This window comes from Oharaeibacter diazotrophicus (assembly GCF_004362745.1).
Taxonomy (GTDB): domain Bacteria; phylum Pseudomonadota; class Alphaproteobacteria; order Rhizobiales; family Pleomorphomonadaceae; genus Oharaeibacter; species Oharaeibacter diazotrophicus.
This window is the reverse complement of record NZ_SNXY01000006.1, coordinates 890,387-906,279: the sequence shown is the minus strand read 5'-3', so window position 1 is coordinate 906,279 and position 15,893 is coordinate 890,387. Positions and strand designations below refer to the sequence as shown.

Below are 15,893 nucleotides of genomic sequence, written 5' to 3'. Positions count from 1 at the left end.
AGGCGGTCATGACGGACGTCCCGGGATCGGGCAAGCACAACCACTTCACCGGCGTCGTCGACTTCGCCGACGAGAAGGTGATCGGCCGGCCGACCATCTACGTCTACGAGGCGCCGGTCCGGCTCTGGCACTGGGTCAACGCGCTCTCCATCGTGGTGCTCGCGGTGACCGGCTACTTCATCGGCTCGCCGCCGCCCGCGGTCGGCGGCGAGGCCTACGACACCTTCTACTTCGGCTACATCCGCTTCGCCCACTTCGCCGCCGGCTACGTGCTGGCGGTGGGCTTCCTGATGCGGATCTACTGGGGCTTCGTCGGCAATTCCCACGCCCGCCAGATCTTCTACGTGCCGTTCTGGAACCGGACGTGGCGCGCCGGCGTGCTGCAGGAGCTGCGCTGGTACATGTTCCTGGCCAAGGAGCCGAAGAAGTACGTCGGCCACAATCCGCTGGCCCAGATCGCGATGTTCGTGATGTTCACGCTGTTCACCATCGGCATGATCGTCACCGGCTTCGCGCTCTATTCGGAGGGCGCGGGGCGCGACAGCTGGCAATACGCGCTGTTCGGCTGGGTGTTCACGCTGTTCCCCAACAGCCAGGACGTCCACACCCTGCACCACCTCGGCATGTGGGTGATCGTGACCTTCGTGATCGTCCACGTCTACGCGGCGATCCGGGAGGACATCATGAGCCGGCAGACCATGATCTCGACCATGATCTCCGGCGAGCGCCAGTTCCGCGACGAGCGGGAGGACTGAGCGCCATGGCCGCCCCCCGCACGCTGGTGCTCGGCATCGGCAACATCCTGTGGGCGGACGAGGGCTTCGGCGTGCGCGCCGTCGAGGCCTTCCACCGCCGCTACGAACTGCCCGAGGGGGTGACGCTGCTCGACGGCGGCACCCAGGGCCTCTACCTCGTCAACTTCGTCCAGGAGGCCGACCGCCTGCTGGTGTTCGACGCGATCGACTACGGCCTCGTGCCGGGCACGCTGAAGATCGTCGAGGACGACGAGGTGCCGAAGTTCACCGGCGCCAAGAAGATGAGCCTGCACCAGACCGGCTTCCAGGAGGTGCTCTCGGCCGCGGACCTGCTCGGCGACTATCCCGAGCGGCTCGTCCTGATCGGCTGCCAACCGCTCGACCTCGAGGACTGGGGCGGTCCGCTGACCGCGCCGGTCGCCGCGGTGATCGGCCCGGCGATCGAGGCGGCCGCCGCGGTCCTGCGTGGCTGGGGCCTCGACGTCCGCGAACGGCCGGTACCGCTCGCCGAGGCCGACGGCCTGCTCCTCAACGACATCGGCCACGCCGCCTACGAGCGGCGCGGCGAGGACGTGGCGGCCTAGCCCGTCCGAACCCGAGAACACGACCCGCGGCCGCCCGGGGAAGGGCGGGCCGCTCCGGTCCTCCAGGAGGAACAACGAGGATGCGCTTCGCCTTCCGCCGCACCGCGCTCGCCGCCGGGCTCGCCCTGGCCCCGACCGCCGCCCTCGCCCACGTCGGCGTCGGCGCCCACGACCATGCCGGCCTCGCCGCCGGCTTCCTGCACCCGGTATCGGGCCTCGACCACGTTGCCGCCATGGTCGCCGTCGGCCTGTGGGCCGCGACGCTCGGCGGCCGGGCGATGCTGGCCGTGCCCGCCGCCTTCGTCGGCGTGCTCTCGCTCGGTGCCGTCCTCGGCGTCGCCGGCGTGGCGCTGCCCGCGGTCGAGCCGATGATCGCCGCCTCCGTGGTGGTGCTGGGGCTCCTCACCGCCTTCGCGGTGCGCGTGCCCGCCGCGGCCGCCGCCGCGCTGGTCGGCTTCCTCGGCCTGTTCCACGGCTACGCCCACGGTGCCGAAATGCCCGAGATGGCCTCGCCGGCGCTCTACGGCCTCGGCTTCGTGACCGCCACCGTGCTGCTGCACGCCGCCGGCCTCGGCCTCGGCCTGGTGCTGCCGCGGCTGTCGCTGGTCGCCGCGCGCGGCCTCGGCGCCGTGGTGGCGGCGATCGGCGTCATGCTCGTCGCCGGCTGAGCGGAGGAAGCGCCATGTGCCTCGGCGTGCCGATGACCGTGCTCGACGACGGCCCCTTCACCGCCCTGTGCGGGCGGGGGGGCGAGCGCCGGGCGGTGTCGATGCTGCTCGTCGGGGCGCAGGCGCCCGGCACGCGGGTGCTCGTTCACGTCGACACCGCTGTGCGCGTGCTCGACGCCGAGGAGGCGGACGCGATCGAACGGGCCCTCGAGGGCCTCGCGGCGGCGATGGACGGCGCCGCCTTCGATCACCTGTTCGCCGATCTGGTCGGGCGCGAGCCGCAGTTGCCGGAACACCTGAGGAAGCCGTCGTAACCGACGATTACAATTGATATTTCACCCGACGAAACGGGGAGGGAGACATGTCGGCCCTGATCGAGGCGCTGGTGACGCGCCACAACCTGCCGGTCGTCGACGCCGCCAGCGTCGACGCCTTCCTCGCCCCGGCCGCGGGCGAGGCGGAGCACGCCCTGCTGTTCTTCACCGGCGATCCCGAGACGCGCGGCGACAGCGTCGACGTCGCGGTCGTGCTGCCGGAGATCCTGGCGGCCTTCAAGGGCCGGCTGCGCGCCGCCCTGGTCGACCGCGCCGCCGAGCCGGCGCTGAAGCCGCGCTTCCACGTCGAGGTGCTGCCGTCGCTGGTGATGACCCGCGGGCTGGCCCCAGTCGGCGTGATGCCGCGCATCCGCGACTGGTCCGACTATCTCGACAGCATCGCCCGCCTGCTCGACCCGGCCGCGCCGGTTCTCGAGGGCCCTGCGCGGCCGCGCGTCGCCGTCACCACCTCGGGCCGGAGGGCCGACGCATGAAGGCCGGATTCTGGGTCGCCCCGGAGGGCGCCGACACTCCCATCGCCATGGTCCCGATCGGCGGGCCCGATCTCTCCGGCCGCAAGGCGAGCGTGACCGGCACCGGTGCGCTGTCCTTCCTGGCGACGTCTTCGGCCGAGGCGATGATCGCGCGCTGTCCGGCGGTGGCCGCCCTGCTGCCGCAGATCGCCGACGCGCTCGACCGCCAGACCGCCGAGGCCCGCGGCATCCTGTTCGATCTCTCCGGCCTCGGCCCGGAGGAGATCCACCTGATGGGCGAGATGCTCGGCGAGGGCGAGGTCGCCGCCACCGTGGCGCTGCCGGACGGCGTGATCGCGCAGGTGCAGGAGAGCGTGTTCGCCGGTCTGTGGCGGGTGCGTTTCACCGACGCCTCGGGCCTGCTGGTCGCCGACTACGTCGAGGTCGCCGCCGTGCCGGAGGCCGTGCGCCGCGCCGCCGCGATGATGCCGGCCGGCTTCGACATCGCCGCCGCGCCCGAGGGGGCGATGAACGTGCTGCCGGTGCTCGCCGAGATCCGTGACCGGGTCGCGACGCGCGCGCCGAACGATCCCTCGCACGTCATCTCGCTGTCGCTGCTGCCGATGACGCCGGAGGACCTCGGCTTCCTCGAGGTGGCGCTCGGCAACGGCCCGGTCAGGATCGTGTCGCGCGGGTACGGCACCTGCCGCATCCACGCGACCGCGGTGCGCGACGTCTGGGCGGTGCAATTCTACAACGCCATGGACACGATCCTGCTCGACACGGTCGAAGTCGGCGGCGTGCCCGTCGTCGCCTGCGCCGCCGACGAGGACTTCCGCGACAGCGCCGAGCGCCTGCGCGAGATCGAGGACGCCTACTTCAAATGACCGCGGACGCGACGAGCCTCGACCGCTTCGAATGCGGCATCTGTTGGCAGGTCTACGACCCCGCCGAGGGCGATCCCGTCTGGCAGATCCCGCCGGGCGTCGCCTTCGAGGACCTGCCCGAGGAATGGTGCTGCCCGAACTGCGACGCCCCGCGCACCAAGTTCATGAGGCTCGGCGATGGCCGCTGACCCCGCCGCGGACGACGACCGGCCCGCGCGCCTCGTCGAGACGTGGCGGCGGGCGGTGCCGGCGATGGCCGACCTGCCGGTGTTCAACCCGGCGCTCGCTGTCCACGCCACCGCCTTCCTGCGCTGGAAGGCGGCGCGGATCGGCGTCGTCGTCACGCCGTGGTTCATGAACGTGGTCGCGGTGCCCGACGATCCCGCCACGCTGCCGCCGGCCGGTTCGCCGGCGGTGCTGCCGCTGCCGGACGGCGAACTCGACGCGATCGCCGCCGAGGCCGACGGCGTCGGCCGCTTCGCCGTCGCCTCGCTTTTCTCGCCGATGGACGACTTCGCCGACGCCGAATCCGCCGAAGCCGTGGCCGCCGCCGCGCTCGACGAGCTCTTCGCCGTGCCCGAGCCGGACCCGCGCGCCGATCTCACGGTGACGCTCGACCGCCGCGCCCTGTTCTTCGGCCGCCGCGCCGAGGCGTCGCCGTGAACGCGCCGCTCCGCCCCGGCGGTCTCGCCATCGTCGTGCGGCTCGACGCCGGGCGCGTCGCGGCGGTGACGGTGACCGGCGAGCGGCCGCGCTCGCTGCTGTCGACCATGGCCGGCCGGCCGGTCGAGGCGGCCGAGACCGCCGTCCGCCTGCTGCACGGCCTCTGCGGCGCCTCCCACGCCGCCGGTGTCCGCTTCGCCGCTGCGGTCGCCGCCGGCCGCGAGCTCGACGGCGACGACGCCGCGGCGTGGACGCGCCGGCTCGCCGGCGAGCGGCTCGCCGAGTCGGTGCGCGCCCTGGTACCGGTCGACGCCGCGTTGCTGACCGATCCGGACCGTGCGGGCGCGCTGCGCGCCGTCGTCGCCCACGGCGCGGCGATCGCCCGGACCGGCGCGGTGGATCCGGTTTCCCGCGGCGCGATCGAGGCAGGGCTCGTCCGGCTCGGGCTCGATGGCAGGGAGGCCGCGCCGGCACCCGTCGCCGGGGCCGACGTTCTAACGGCGGCCGACGACGCCGCGGTGGTCGAAGCGCTCGCCGGCGATCCCGATTTCGTCGCGCGGCCCGTCCTGCCGGGACGCCGCCCGGAGACCGGCCCCGCCGCGCGCGCCGGCGCCTCGGCGGCCGATCCGGAGGCGGCGCGGGCCGCCCGTCGCGCCGAGGTCGCCGCCGCTTTCGCGCTCCTCGCCGCCGACCGGGTGCCGGGCCCCACCGAGGCCGGCTGGGTCGCCGCTGCGGGCCTCGGGGCGGGTTGGGGTTTTGCCGCAGTGGAAAGCCCGCGCGGTCGGCTGCACACTCTCCTGACGGTGCATGGAGATGGACGGCTCCGCAGCGCCCGTGTCCTCGCCCCGACGGAATGGAACTTCCATCCGGACGGGCCCTTCGCGCGGTCCCTGATCGGCCTCCGGCCGGCGGGCGACCCGGCCGCGGAGGTCGCGCGCCGCGCCGCCGCCTACGATCCCTGCGTGGCCTTCGACGTCGCGGTCGGGGAGGACGGCGATGCATGAGATGGCGCTCTGCGAGGGCGTGGTCGGCCTGATCGAGGACGAGGCGGCGCGGCAGGCGTTCCGGCGCGTCCGCACGGTCGTGCTCGAGATCGGCGTCCTCGGCCACGTCGCCCCCGAGGCGATGGAATTCTGTTTCGAGGCGGTCTCGCGCGGCACGCTCGCCGAAGGGGCGAAGCTGGTGATCGAGCGCGTCCCCGGCGCCGGCTGGTGCCTCGACTGCGAGAAGACGGTGCCGCTCGCCGAGCGGTTCGGCGCCTGCCCGGAGTGCGGGCGCCATCACGTGCAGATGACGGCGGGCGACGAACTCAGGGTCCGCGAACTGGAGGTGGAGTGATGTGCACGGTCTGCGGCTGCGGCGAGCACACGGTGGACGGCAAGCCGGGCGCGGGCGGCCACGCCCACGGCCACGACGGGCATCATCACCACGGTGCCGGCGGGCACGACCACGCCCACGGCGACCACGATCACCACCACGACCACGATCACCCGCACGACCATGCCCACCACGGTCACGATCACCCGCACCACGGCCACGACGGCCTCGTGGTGACGCCGGGCCGGGTCGACGCCGGCGGCGGCATCGCGGGCGTCCACGTGCCCGGCCTTAGCCAGGAACGTATCGTGCGGATCGAGCGCGACATCCTCGGCAAGAACAATCTCCACGCCCGCGCCAACCGCGACCGCCTCGCCCGCACCGGCACCTTCGCGCTGAACTTCGTGTCGAGCCCGGGCTCGGGCAAGACGACGCTGCTCTGCCGCACCATCGCCGACCTGAAGGGCCGCTTCCCCGTCGCGGTGATCGAGGGCGACCAGCAGACCTCCAACGACGCCGACCGCATCCGCGCCACCGGTGCGCCGGCGGTCCAGGTCAACACCGGCAAGGGCTGCCACCTCGACGCCCACATGGTCGGCCACGCCCTCGACGACCTGCCGCTGGCGCCCGGCGGCCTGCTGTTCGTCGAGAACGTCGGCAACCTCGTCTGCCCCGCCGCCTTCGACCTCGGCGAGGCGCACAAGGTGGTGGTTCTCTCGGTCACCGAGGGCGAGGACAAGCCGGAGAAGTACCCGGACATGTTCGCCGCCGCCGACCTGATGCTTCTCAACAAGGCCGACCTCCTGCCGCATCTCGACTTCGACGTCGGCGCCTGCATGGCCTCGGCGCTCCGGGTCAACCCGCACCTGCAGATGCTGACGGTGTCGGCGCGCACCGGCGAGGGCCTCGCCGCCTTCTACGCCTGGATCGAGGTGCGCGCGGCCGCCGCCGCCGCCGCGGTCCGACGCCAACCGGCCTGACCGCCATGGCGCCGCCGCCCGCCGCCTCCGCCGCACCGGCCGGACGCGTCCGCGTCCGGGTCGTCGGCGCCGTGCAGGGCGTCGGCATGCGGCCGTTCGTGCACCGCCTCGCCGCCGATTGCGGCGTCTCGGGCTTCGTGCTCAACGGCGCCGACGGCGTCACCATCGAGGCCGAGGGCGGTGCGCTCGACGGCTTCCTCGCCCGCCTCACCGCCGAGGCGCCGCCGCTCGCCCGGATCGACGGCGTCGCCGTCGAGGCGATCGCGCCGACCGGCGGGCGCGGCTTCGCCATCGCCGAGAGCCGGGCCGGCCGCGCCGCCACCCGGATCGTGGCGGACGCGGCGACCTGCCCGGCCTGCCGGGCCGAGCTGTTCGATCCGCGGAGCCGTTTCTTCGGCTACCCCTTCGTCAACTGCACCCACTGCGGCCCGCGCCTCACCATCACCCGCCGCCTGCCCTACGACCGGCCGCAGACCGCGATGGCGGGCTTCCCGATGTGCGCGGCCTGCGCCGCCGACTACGGCGACCCCGCCAACCGCCGCTTCCACGCCGAGCCGATCGCCTGCCCGGCCTGCGGGCCGCGGCTGTCGCACCCGATCGGCGAGATCGCCGCGGCGCTCCGCGCCGGCCGCATCGTCGCCCTGAAGGGCGTCGGCGGCTTCCACCTGGTGGCGGACGCCCGCGCCGAGGCGGCGGTCGCGGAACTGCGCCGCCGCAAGGCCCGCGACGCCAAGCCCTTCGCGGTGATGATGGCGAACTCTGCCTCGCTCGCCGCCGTCGCGGCGCCGACCGAGGCGGAGGCCGCGCTCGCCCGTTCCACCGCCGCCCCGATCGTGTTGATGGCGGTCCGGCCGGGCGTGCTGGCGCCGTCGTTGTCGCCGGGGCTGACGCGGGTCGGCGTGATGCTCGCCTACGCCCCCGTCCACCACCTGCTGTTCGCCGCGCTCGCCGACGCCTCGGATCCCGACGCGCCGAACCCGACGGTGCTGGTCGCCACCTCGGCCAATCCCTGCGGCGAGCCGCTGGTGGTCGACGACGCCGACGCGGCGCGCCGGCTCGGCGGGATCGCCGACCTCGTCGTCGGCCACGACCGCCCGATCGTGATCCGCTGCGACGACAGCGTGGTCCAGGTCGTCGCGGGCGCGCCGACCTACCTGCGCCGCGCCCGCGGCTTCGTGCCCGATCCGATCCCGCTCGCGACCGACGGGCCGGACGTCCTCGCCTTCGGCGCCCATCTCAAGGCGACCGTGACGGTGACGCGCGGCCGCGAGGCCTTCGTGTCCCAGCACGTCGGCGATCTCGACACCGCCGAGACCGTCCGCTTCCACCGCGAGACGGTCGACCACCTGCTCTCGCTGCTCGACGTCGCGCCCGACCGCGTCGCCTGCGACCTCCACCCGGACTACCGCTCGACAGCGCTCGCGGAAGCCTTCGGCCGGCCGGTGGTGCGGGTGCAGCACCACGCCGCCCACGTCGCCGCCGTCGCCGCCGAACACGGCGTCGCCGGGCCGGTGCTCGGCCTCGCGCTCGACGGCCACGGTCTCGGCGACGACGGCACCGCCTGGGGCGGCGAGGCGATCGTGGTGGACGGCGCGCGCTGGCGCCGGCTCGGCGGCCTCGCGCCGCTGGCGCTGCCCGGCGGCGACCGCGCCGCCCGCGAACCCTGGCGGATGGGGCTCGCCGCGCTCGCCGCCTGCGGCCGGCTCGACCGCGCCCCGGCCTTCTTCGGCAACGTCGCGCTCGCCGCGCCGCTGGCGCGCCGGCTCGCCGTCGGCGCCGAGCGGGTCTCGACCTCGTCGCTCGGGCGACTGTTCGACGCCGTCGCGGCGCTCGCGGGCGTGCGCGCCGTCCAGGACCACGAGGGTCAGGCGGCGATGGAGCTCGAGGCGCTGGTGCGGGCGCCGCGCGCGCTCGCCGGCGGCTACGACCTCGCGGACGGCAGGCTGTCCTGCGCGCCGCTGCTCCGTCATCTCGCCGACGCCCGGCCCGACGCGGCCGAGACGGCGGACCTCTTTCACGGCACGCTGGTCGCCGGGCTCGCCGAGCTCGCCGTGGCCACGGCCCGCGCAACCGGCGTGGAGCGCGTCGCGCTCGGCGGCGGCTGCCTGATGAACCGCGTGCTCGCCGAAGGCCTCGACGCGGCGCTCGCCGCCCGTGGCCTTTCCGTGCTGCACGCCCGCAAGCTGCCGCCCAACGACGGCGGGCTCTCGTTCGGCCAGGCCGCGATCGCCCGGGGCGCGGACATAACGAATTAGGGGAGGGAGACGACCCATGTGCCTCGCCATTCCGGCGCTGGTCACCGAGCTTCTGCCGGACCAGATGGCCAAGATCAGCCTCGACGGCGTCAAGAAGACCATCTCGGTCGCGCTCGTCGACGACGTCGCCCCCGGCGACTACGTCATCGTCCACGTCGGCCATGCGCTGGCGCGGATCGATGCGGAGGAGGCCGAGAAGACGCTGGCCCTGCTCGCCGAGGCTGGCGCGCTCGCCACGCTCGAACCGGAGGGGCGAGCATGAAATACGTCGACGAATACCGCGACGGCGACCTCGCCGCCAAGATCGCCGCCGCCATCGCCGCCGAGGTCCGGCCGGACCGCACCTATTCCTTCATGGAGTTCTGCGGCGGTCACACCCACGCGATTTCCCGCTACGGCCTCGAGGACCTGCTGCCGGCCAACGTGCGCATGATCCACGGCCCGGGCTGCCCGGTCTGCGTGCTGCCGGTCGGCCGCATCGACGACGCCGTCCGGCTCGCCCGCCGCCCCGGCGTGACGCTGCTGACCTACGGCGACATGATGCGCGTGCCGGGCTCCAAGGGCACCAGCCTGCTGAAGGCCAAGGCCGCCGGCGCCGACATCCGCATGGTCTACTCCACCCTCGACGCCCTGCGCATCGCCGAGGCCGAGCCGGACCGCGAGGTGGTGTTCTTCGCCATCGGCTTCGAGACCACGACGCCGCCGACCGCGGTCGCGCTGAAGCTCGCGGCCGAGAAGCGCCTGCCGAACCTCTCCTTCTTCGTCAACCACGTGCTGACGCCGGTCGCCATGCGCGCGATCCTGACCGCGCCGCCGGTGCCGGGCGAGCGGCCGGTGGCGATCGAGGGTTTCGTCGGGCCGGCGCATGTCTCGACCATCATCGGCCTCGAGCCCTACCGCGAGTTCGCCGAGCGCCACCGCAAGCCCGTGGTGGTCGCCGGTTTCGAGCCGCTCGACGTGATGCAGGCGGTGCTGATGCTGGTGCGTCAGGTCAACGAGCAGCGCGCCGAGGTCGAGAACCAGTACATCCGCGCCGTCACCCCCGCCGGCAACGTCGCGGCGCAGTCCCTGGTCGACCGCTTCTTCGAGCTGCGCGAGAGCTTCGAGTGGCGCGGCCTCGGCTCCGTGCCGGCCTCCGCGCTCAAGCTGCGCGACGAGTGGGCCGCCCTCGACGCCGAGAAGCGCTTCTCGGTCGAGACCATCCGCGCCGACGACAACCCGGCCTGCGAGTGCGGCGCCATCCTGCGCGGCCAGAAGCGGCCGGCCGAGTGCAAGCTGTTCGGGACGGTGTGCACGCCGGAGACACCGATGGGCGCCTGCATGGTATCCTCGGAGGGTGCCTGCGCCGCGCACTGGACCTACGGCCGCTTCCGCGAGCACGACAGCCTTAGGAGGGCGTCTTGACCGTCCGTTCCCCGATCAAGGCCTATCGCCGCAAGCTCGACCTCGCCAACGGCCGGGTCGACCTCGGCCACGGCTCCGGCGGCCGGGCGATGGCCGACCTCGTCTCGGGCATCTTCCGCGAGGCCTTCGCCAACCCGTTCCTCGACCAGGGCAACGACCAGGCGGCCTTCCCGACCCCGCGCGGCGGGCGGATGGTGATGACCACCGACGGCTACGTCGTCTCGCCGCTGTTCTTCCCCGGCGGCGACATCGGCTCGCTGGCGGTGCACGGCACCGTCAACGACATCGCCATGTCCGGCGCCCGGCCGCTGCACCTGTCGGCGAGCTACATCGTCGAGGAGGGCTTCCCGCTGGCCGACCTGAAGCGCATCGCCGACTCGATGGGCAGGGCGGCGCGCGCGGCGGGCGTCACCATCGTCACCGGCGACACCAAAGTGGTCGAGCGCGGCAAGGCCGACGGCCTGTTCATCTCGACCGCCGGCATCGGCGAATTGCCCGACGGGCTCGACCTCTCCGGCGACCGCGCCGAGCCCGGCGACGTCGTGGTGCTCTCGGGCTCGATCGGCGACCATGGCGTCGCGATCATGTCGAGCCGCGAGAACCTCGAGTTCGAGACCGCGATCCTCTCCGACAGCGCCGCCCTCAACGGCCTCGTCGAGGCGATGGTCGCTGCCGCCGGGCCGCACCTGAAACTGATGCGCGACCCGACCCGCGGCGGCCTCGCCGCCACGCTCAACGAGCTCGCGCACCAGTCCGGCGTCGGCTTCCGCATCGAGGAGGCGGCGATCCCGGTCAAGCCGGAGGTGGCGGCGGCCTGCGAACTGCTCGGGCTCGATCCGCTCAACGTCGCCAACGAGGGCAAGCTGGTCGCGGTGGTGTCGCCGGCCGGCGCCGACGCGCTGCTCGCGGCCATGCGCGCCCACCCGCTCGGCGCCGAGGCCGCCGCGATCGGCACCGTCGTCGCCGACGACCAGCAGTTCGTGCAGATGACCACCGGCTTCGGCGGCGGCCGCATCGTCGACTGGCTGTCCGGCGAACAGCTGCCGCGGATCTGCTGAGACGGCGGCGCGATGACCCATCACGCCACCGTCCTGGTGATCGACGACGAGGTCCGCTCGCTGGAGACGCTGCGGCGCGTGCTCGCCGACGAGTTCGAGGTGATCGGCGCCCGCTCCACGGGCGAGGCCGAGGCCGTGCTCGCCGGCGAGATGGTGCAGGTGATCCTCTGCGACCAGCGCATGCCCGGCGAGACCGGCGTCGCCTTCCTGAAGCGCGTGCGCGACCAGTGGCCCGACACGGTCCGGATGATCATCTCCGGCTACACCGACAGCGAGGACATCATCGCCGGCATCAACGAGGCCGGCATCTACCAGTATGTCACCAAGCCCTGGCACCCGGATGCGCTGCTCGCCTCGGTGCGCGACGCCGCGGCGCTGTTCCGCCTGCAGAAGGAGGCCGGCGGGGCCGCCGCCGAGACCAAGCCGAGCCCGCAGGCGCTCGCCGCCGCCGTCGAGGGCCGCCGCCGCGCCGAGCGCGGTCGCTACGAGTTCGACCGCATCGTCCACGCGCCCAGCAGTCCGGTCGAGGGCGTGATCGCGCTCGCCCGCCGGGCGACGCTCTACGACATCTCGGTGCTGATCACCGGCGAGAGCGGCACCGGCAAGGAGCTGCTGGCGCGGGCGATCCACTACGGCTCGGCGCGCGGCGACAAGCCCTTCGTGGTCGAGAACTGCGGCGCGCTGCCGGACGAACTGCTCGAGAGCGAGCTGTTCGGCTGCAAGAAGGGCGCCTTCACCGGCGCCTACCAGGACCGCGTCGGCCTGTTCGAGGTCGCCGACGGCGGCACGATCTTCCTCGACGAGATCGGCGAGACCTCGCCGTCGTTCCAGGTCAAGCTGCTGCGTGTGCTGCAGGAGGGCGAGATCCGCCCTCTCGGTGCCCAGCGCCCGCGCAAGGTCGACGTCCGCGTCGTCGCCGCCACCAACCGCGACCTGCTCGGCGAAGTCGACGCCGGCCGCTTCCGCCGCGACCTCTACTACCGCCTCGCCGCCTTCCCGGTGCACCTGCCGGCGCTGAAGGATCGGCCAATGGACATCCCGCCGGTGGCGGCGCGGCTGCTCGACGACGTCAACCGCACCTTCCACCGCCGCGTGTCGGGTTTCGCGCCGGAGACCCTGGCCGCCTTCGCCGCCCACCGTTGGCCCGGCAACGTCCGTGAACTCGCCAACGAGATCCAGCGCATGGTGGCGCTGTCCGACCGCGACGGACCGCTCGGGCCGGAACTCCTGTCCGACGTCGTGCGGCCCGCCGCACCGCCAGTGATCGACGGGGAGGGCGGTGGCGGCCTCCTGCGCGAGCGCGTCGAGGCGCTGGAGCGCGCGTTGATCGAGGCGTCCCTGCGCCGGACCGGCGGCAACATCAGCCGCAGTGCCGACGAACTCGGCCTCTCGCGCGTCGGCCTTCGCGCCAAGATGGAGCGCTACGACCTCGGCCGCGGGGGCGCCGATGCCGACTGAGAAGGGCCGTCCCGACCGCCTGCTCGACCACGTCGCCGGTCCCGGCACCGCCGCGCTCGACGGCGCCGGCGAGGCGATGTGGCTCGACGTCATCGCCAAGATGGACGAGGTCTACTCCGACCTCCTGCGCTACGAGACCGACCTCGAAGCCAAGAATTCCGAGCTCGAGGAGGCCCAGGCCTTCATCTCGAGCGTGATCGCCTCGGTGTCGGACATCCTCGTGGTGGTCGACGCCGCCGGCCGGATCGTCCAGGTAAACCCGGCCTTCGTGCGGCTCACCGGCGTTTCCGAGGCCGAGATCGTCGGCTCGGCCCTCGCCGCCCGGCTCGCCCCGGCCGACCGCGACGCCGCCGCCGGCATCGCGGGGGCCGCGCAGCCGTCCGACCGCGAGCTGCGCTTCCTGACCCGCGACGGCGTGTCGGACCTGATGGCGGTGGCGTCCTCGCCGCGGCTCGACCACGCCGGCCGCCGCGCCGGCGCCGTGCTGACCGGCCGGCCGATCGGTGAACTGCGGCGCGCCTACGAGGCGCTGCACCGGGCGCACCAGGAACTGCAGCAGGCCCAGCGCAAGCTGGTCGAGCAGGAGAAGATGGCGAGCCTCGGCCGCCTCGTCGCCGGCGTCGCCCACGAGCTCAACAACCCGATCAGCTTCGTCTACGGCAACATCCACACCCTCGACCGCTACCGGACGCGCCTGACCGGCTATCTCGACGCCCTGCACCGCGGCGGCGACCCGGACGAACTCCGGCGTTCGCATCGCATCGACGCCGTTGTCGAGGACCTCGCGCCGCTGATCGAGGGCACGCTCGAGGGCGCCGTCCGCATCGCCGACATCGTGCGGAACCTGCGCCGGCTGTCCTTCACCCGCCCCGGCGACCGCCGCCCGGTCGACCTCGAACGGCTGGTGCGCACCGCCGCGACCTGGGCCGCCAAGGCCAAGGGCGACGCCGTCGCGATCTCGGTCTCGGCCGAGCCGGGCGCGACCGCCGAGGGCCAGGAGGGCCAGCTGCACCAGGTGGTGGTCAACCTGATCGAGAATGCCATCGACGCCGTGCGCGGCCGGCCCGATCCGCGCGTCGAGGTCTCGGTCGGTGCCGCCGGGCCGGACATGGTCGAGATCCGCGTCGCCGACAACGGCCCCGGCGTCGCCCCCGAGATCGCCGACAAGATCTTCGAGCCGTTCTTCACCACGAAGACGGTCGGGGAGGGCACCGGCCTCGGCCTCTGGATCAGCTACTCGATCGCCCGCGAGCACGGCGGCGAACTCGCCCTCGCCCCCTCCGCCGAAGGCGCCGCCTTCGCCCTCCGCCTGCCGCGCGGACGAGCGGAGCCGGACGCGGGGGCGTAGTCGTCACGCGTTCCGCGTCGTCCTCGCGTAAAATCGGTCGGCCGCTGTCGATTGGCGACGGGCGAGCGCGTCATGGTCGGCAGGCCGACGCCTGCGTGATCCCGATGGAGGACGAGACCCATGCAGTATCTGCTCCTGATCTACGTCGCCGACGAGCGGAACCCCGCCCCCGACGCGCCGCCGCAGCCGCCGATGGAGGCTTGGATGGCCTATACAAGGGCGCTGATCGAGGCCGGCGCGCTCGTCGGCGGCAACGCCCTCCAGGGCCCGGAGACCGCGACGACGGTCCGGGTCGAGGGCGGGCGCCGGATGATCCAGGACGGCCCCTACGCCGACACCAAGGAACAGCTCGGCGGCTACTACCTGATCGACGTCCCCGACCTCGACGCCGCGCTCGCCTGGGCGGCGCGGATGCCGTCGATCGGCCACGGGCCGGTCGAGGTCAGGCCGATCATGCCGACGCCCATGCCGGAATGACCGGAGGCGACCTTGCCCGCGAGGCGGCCGAGCGCGCGGTGCGCGCCGGCTTCGGCCGCCTCGTCGCCTATCTCGCGGCGCGCTCGCGCGACATCGCCGCCGCCGAGGACGCGCTCGCCGACGCGGTGGTCGCCGCCCTCGCGCACTGGCCCCGCACGGGCGTGCCCGAGCGCCCCGAAGCCTGGCTGCTGACCGCGGCCCGGCGCCGGCTGGTCGACGGCGCCCGCCGCCGCGGCGTCGCGACCGCGTCGGAGGACCGCCTCCGGCTCGCGGTCGAGGAGGCCGAGGCCGCCGCCGCCGAGGCGCCCGACGGCTTGCCCGACGAGCGGCTGACGCTGCTGTTCGTCTGCGCCCATCCGGCCATCGACCCCGCCCTGCACGCGCCCCTGATGCTGCAGACCGTGCTCGGCTTCGAGGCCGAGGCGATCGCCGGCCTGTTCGTGGTGGCGCCGTCGGCGATGGCGCAGCGGCTGGTGCGGGCCAAGGCCAAGATCCGCGCCGCCGGCATCCCGTTCGAGGTGCCGTCGCCGGAAGCGTTGCCGTCCCGGCTCGACGCCGTGCTCGCCGCGATCTACGGCGCCTTCACCCTCGACTTCGACGGGCGGATGCCGTCGTCCGGGAGCCTCGCCGACGACGACGGCGGCGTCGCCGGCGAGGCGATCCATCTCGCCCGCCTCGTCGCCGCCTTGCTGCCGGACCCGGAGGCGCTCGGGCTGTTGGCGCTGACGCTGTTCGTCTCGGCCCGCCGCAACGCGCGGCGCGACGGCACGGGCGCCTATGTGCCGCTCGCCGAGCAAGACCCCGCCGCGTGGGACGCCGTCGTCCTCGCCGAGGCCGAGGCGACACTGCTCCGAGCCGGGCGGCTCGGAGCGCCCGGGCGGTTCCAGTACGAGGCGGCGATCCAGGCCGTGCACGCGGCCCGGCGTTTTCGCGGCGTGACCGATTGGGCGGCGCTGGCGCTGCTCTACGACGCGCTGGTGCGGATCGCGCCCGGCCTGGGAGCGCTGGTCGGCCGTGCCGGCGTGCTGGCGGAGGTCAAGGGGCCCGAGGCGGGGCTCGCCGCGCTGGCGGCGCTCGATCCGGCTCGTGTCGCGACCTATCAGCCCTTTCACGCCACCCGCGCCCACCTGCTCGCCGCCGCCGGCCGGAGCGGCGAGGCCGCGCAAGCTTTCGCGGTGGCCGAGGGGTTGGCGAGCGATCCTGCGGTCAAGGCCTGGCTGCGTGCCCGCGCGGCGCGGCTGCCGCGCTGACG

Annotated in this window: 19 protein-coding genes; all 19 read left to right on the top strand. The window is 73.9% G+C overall.

The window, feature by feature from the left end; translation table 11 throughout:
- Window positions 1–8: 8 nt before the first annotated feature.
- The 19 genes from cybH (at window position 9) to EDD54_RS04235 (ending at window position 15,891) form a co-directional block, all read left to right on the top strand.
- Complete coding sequence (gene cybH / locus EDD54_RS04325; protein ID WP_126536250.1) at window positions 9–755, top strand: Ni/Fe-hydrogenase, b-type cytochrome subunit; 747 nt, start codon at window positions 9–11, stop codon at window positions 753–755.
- Between the two features lie 5 nt (window positions 756–760).
- A complete protein-coding gene (locus EDD54_RS04320; RefSeq protein WP_126536252.1) occupies window positions 761–1,339 on the top strand; it encodes a HyaD/HybD family hydrogenase maturation endopeptidase in 579 nt (192 codons plus the stop codon).
- 80 nt (window positions 1,340–1,419) lie between these two features.
- Window positions 1,420–2,007: a HupE/UreJ family protein gene (locus tag EDD54_RS04315; protein WP_126536254.1), complete on the top strand. Its 588-nt coding sequence runs from the start codon at window positions 1,420–1,422 to the stop codon at window positions 2,005–2,007.
- A gap of 14 nt (window positions 2,008–2,021) precedes the next feature.
- Window positions 2,022–2,321 carry a HypC/HybG/HupF family hydrogenase formation chaperone gene (locus EDD54_RS04310; RefSeq protein WP_126536256.1) on the top strand — a complete coding sequence of 100 codons (300 nt, stop codon included), beginning with the start codon at window positions 2,022–2,024 and terminating at the stop codon, window positions 2,319–2,321.
- Window positions 2,322–2,368: 47 nt separating this feature from the next.
- The gene (locus EDD54_RS04305; RefSeq protein ID WP_126536257.1) at window positions 2,369–2,815 is read left to right on the top strand and encodes a thioredoxin domain-containing protein; all 447 of its coding nucleotides are present in this window, start codon (window positions 2,369–2,371) and stop codon (window positions 2,813–2,815) included.
- Window positions 2,812–3,681, top strand: coding sequence for a hydrogenase expression/formation protein (locus tag EDD54_RS04300; RefSeq protein ID WP_126536259.1), 870 nt, complete (start codon window positions 2,812–2,814; stop codon window positions 3,679–3,681). The genes EDD54_RS04305 and EDD54_RS04300 overlap by 4 nt, the downstream gene beginning before the upstream one ends.
- Complete coding sequence (locus tag EDD54_RS04295; RefSeq protein ID WP_126536261.1) at window positions 3,678–3,869, top strand: rubredoxin; 192 nt, start codon at window positions 3,678–3,680, stop codon at window positions 3,867–3,869. The genes EDD54_RS04300 and EDD54_RS04295 overlap by 4 nt, the downstream gene beginning before the upstream one ends.
- On the top strand, window positions 3,859–4,344 hold the full coding sequence (hybE, locus tag EDD54_RS04290) for a [NiFe]-hydrogenase assembly chaperone HybE (RefSeq protein ID WP_126536263.1): 486 nt from the start codon (window positions 3,859–3,861) through the stop codon (window positions 4,342–4,344). Before EDD54_RS04295 ends, hybE begins: the two co-directional genes overlap by 11 nt.
- Window positions 4,341–5,348, top strand: a complete 1,008-nt coding sequence (locus EDD54_RS04285; RefSeq protein ID WP_126536264.1) for a hypothetical protein — start codon at window positions 4,341–4,343, stop codon at window positions 5,346–5,348. The genes hybE and EDD54_RS04285 overlap by 4 nt, the downstream gene beginning before the upstream one ends.
- A complete protein-coding gene (gene hypA / locus EDD54_RS04280) occupies window positions 5,341–5,682 on the top strand; it encodes a hydrogenase maturation nickel metallochaperone HypA (RefSeq protein ID WP_126536266.1) in 342 nt (113 codons plus the stop codon). The genes EDD54_RS04285 and hypA overlap by 8 nt, the downstream gene beginning before the upstream one ends.
- Window positions 5,682–6,641, top strand: coding sequence for a hydrogenase nickel incorporation protein HypB (gene hypB, locus EDD54_RS04275; protein ID WP_126536268.1), 960 nt, complete (start codon window positions 5,682–5,684; stop codon window positions 6,639–6,641). Before hypA ends, hypB begins: the two co-directional genes overlap by 1 nt.
- A 5-nt stretch (window positions 6,642–6,646) precedes the next feature.
- A complete protein-coding gene (gene hypF, locus EDD54_RS04270) occupies window positions 6,647–8,896 on the top strand; it encodes a carbamoyltransferase HypF (RefSeq protein WP_126536270.1) in 2,250 nt (749 codons plus the stop codon).
- A gap of 16 nt (window positions 8,897–8,912) precedes the next feature.
- The gene (locus tag EDD54_RS04265; protein ID WP_126536272.1) at window positions 8,913–9,158 is read left to right on the top strand and encodes a HypC/HybG/HupF family hydrogenase formation chaperone; all 246 of its coding nucleotides are present in this window, start codon (window positions 8,913–8,915) and stop codon (window positions 9,156–9,158) included.
- Window positions 9,155–10,300 (top strand): hydrogenase formation protein HypD, encoded by a 1,146-nt coding sequence (gene hypD, locus EDD54_RS04260; RefSeq protein ID WP_126536274.1) that lies wholly within the window; start codon window positions 9,155–9,157, stop codon window positions 10,298–10,300. Before EDD54_RS04265 ends, hypD begins: the two co-directional genes overlap by 4 nt.
- Window positions 10,301–10,314: 14 nt before the next feature.
- Window positions 10,315–11,358, top strand: a complete 1,044-nt coding sequence (hypE, locus tag EDD54_RS04255; protein ID WP_126541703.1) for a hydrogenase expression/formation protein HypE — start codon at window positions 10,315–10,317, stop codon at window positions 11,356–11,358.
- A 12-nt stretch (window positions 11,359–11,370) separates the two neighbouring features.
- A complete protein-coding gene (locus EDD54_RS04250; protein WP_126536276.1) occupies window positions 11,371–12,816 on the top strand; it encodes a sigma-54-dependent transcriptional regulator in 1,446 nt (481 codons plus the stop codon).
- Complete coding sequence (locus EDD54_RS04245) at window positions 12,806–14,164, top strand: sensor histidine kinase (RefSeq protein ID WP_126536278.1); 1,359 nt, start codon at window positions 12,806–12,808, stop codon at window positions 14,162–14,164. The genes EDD54_RS04250 and EDD54_RS04245 overlap by 11 nt, the downstream gene beginning before the upstream one ends.
- A 120-nt stretch (window positions 14,165–14,284) precedes the next feature.
- Window positions 14,285–14,641 (top strand): YciI family protein, encoded by a 357-nt coding sequence (locus tag EDD54_RS04240; protein WP_126536280.1) that lies wholly within the window; start codon window positions 14,285–14,287, stop codon window positions 14,639–14,641.
- Window positions 14,638–15,891 carry an RNA polymerase sigma factor gene (locus tag EDD54_RS04235; protein WP_126536281.1) on the top strand — a complete coding sequence of 418 codons (1,254 nt, stop codon included), beginning with the start codon at window positions 14,638–14,640 and terminating at the stop codon, window positions 15,889–15,891. The genes EDD54_RS04240 and EDD54_RS04235 overlap by 4 nt, the downstream gene beginning before the upstream one ends.
- Window positions 15,892–15,893 lie beyond the last annotated feature (2 nt).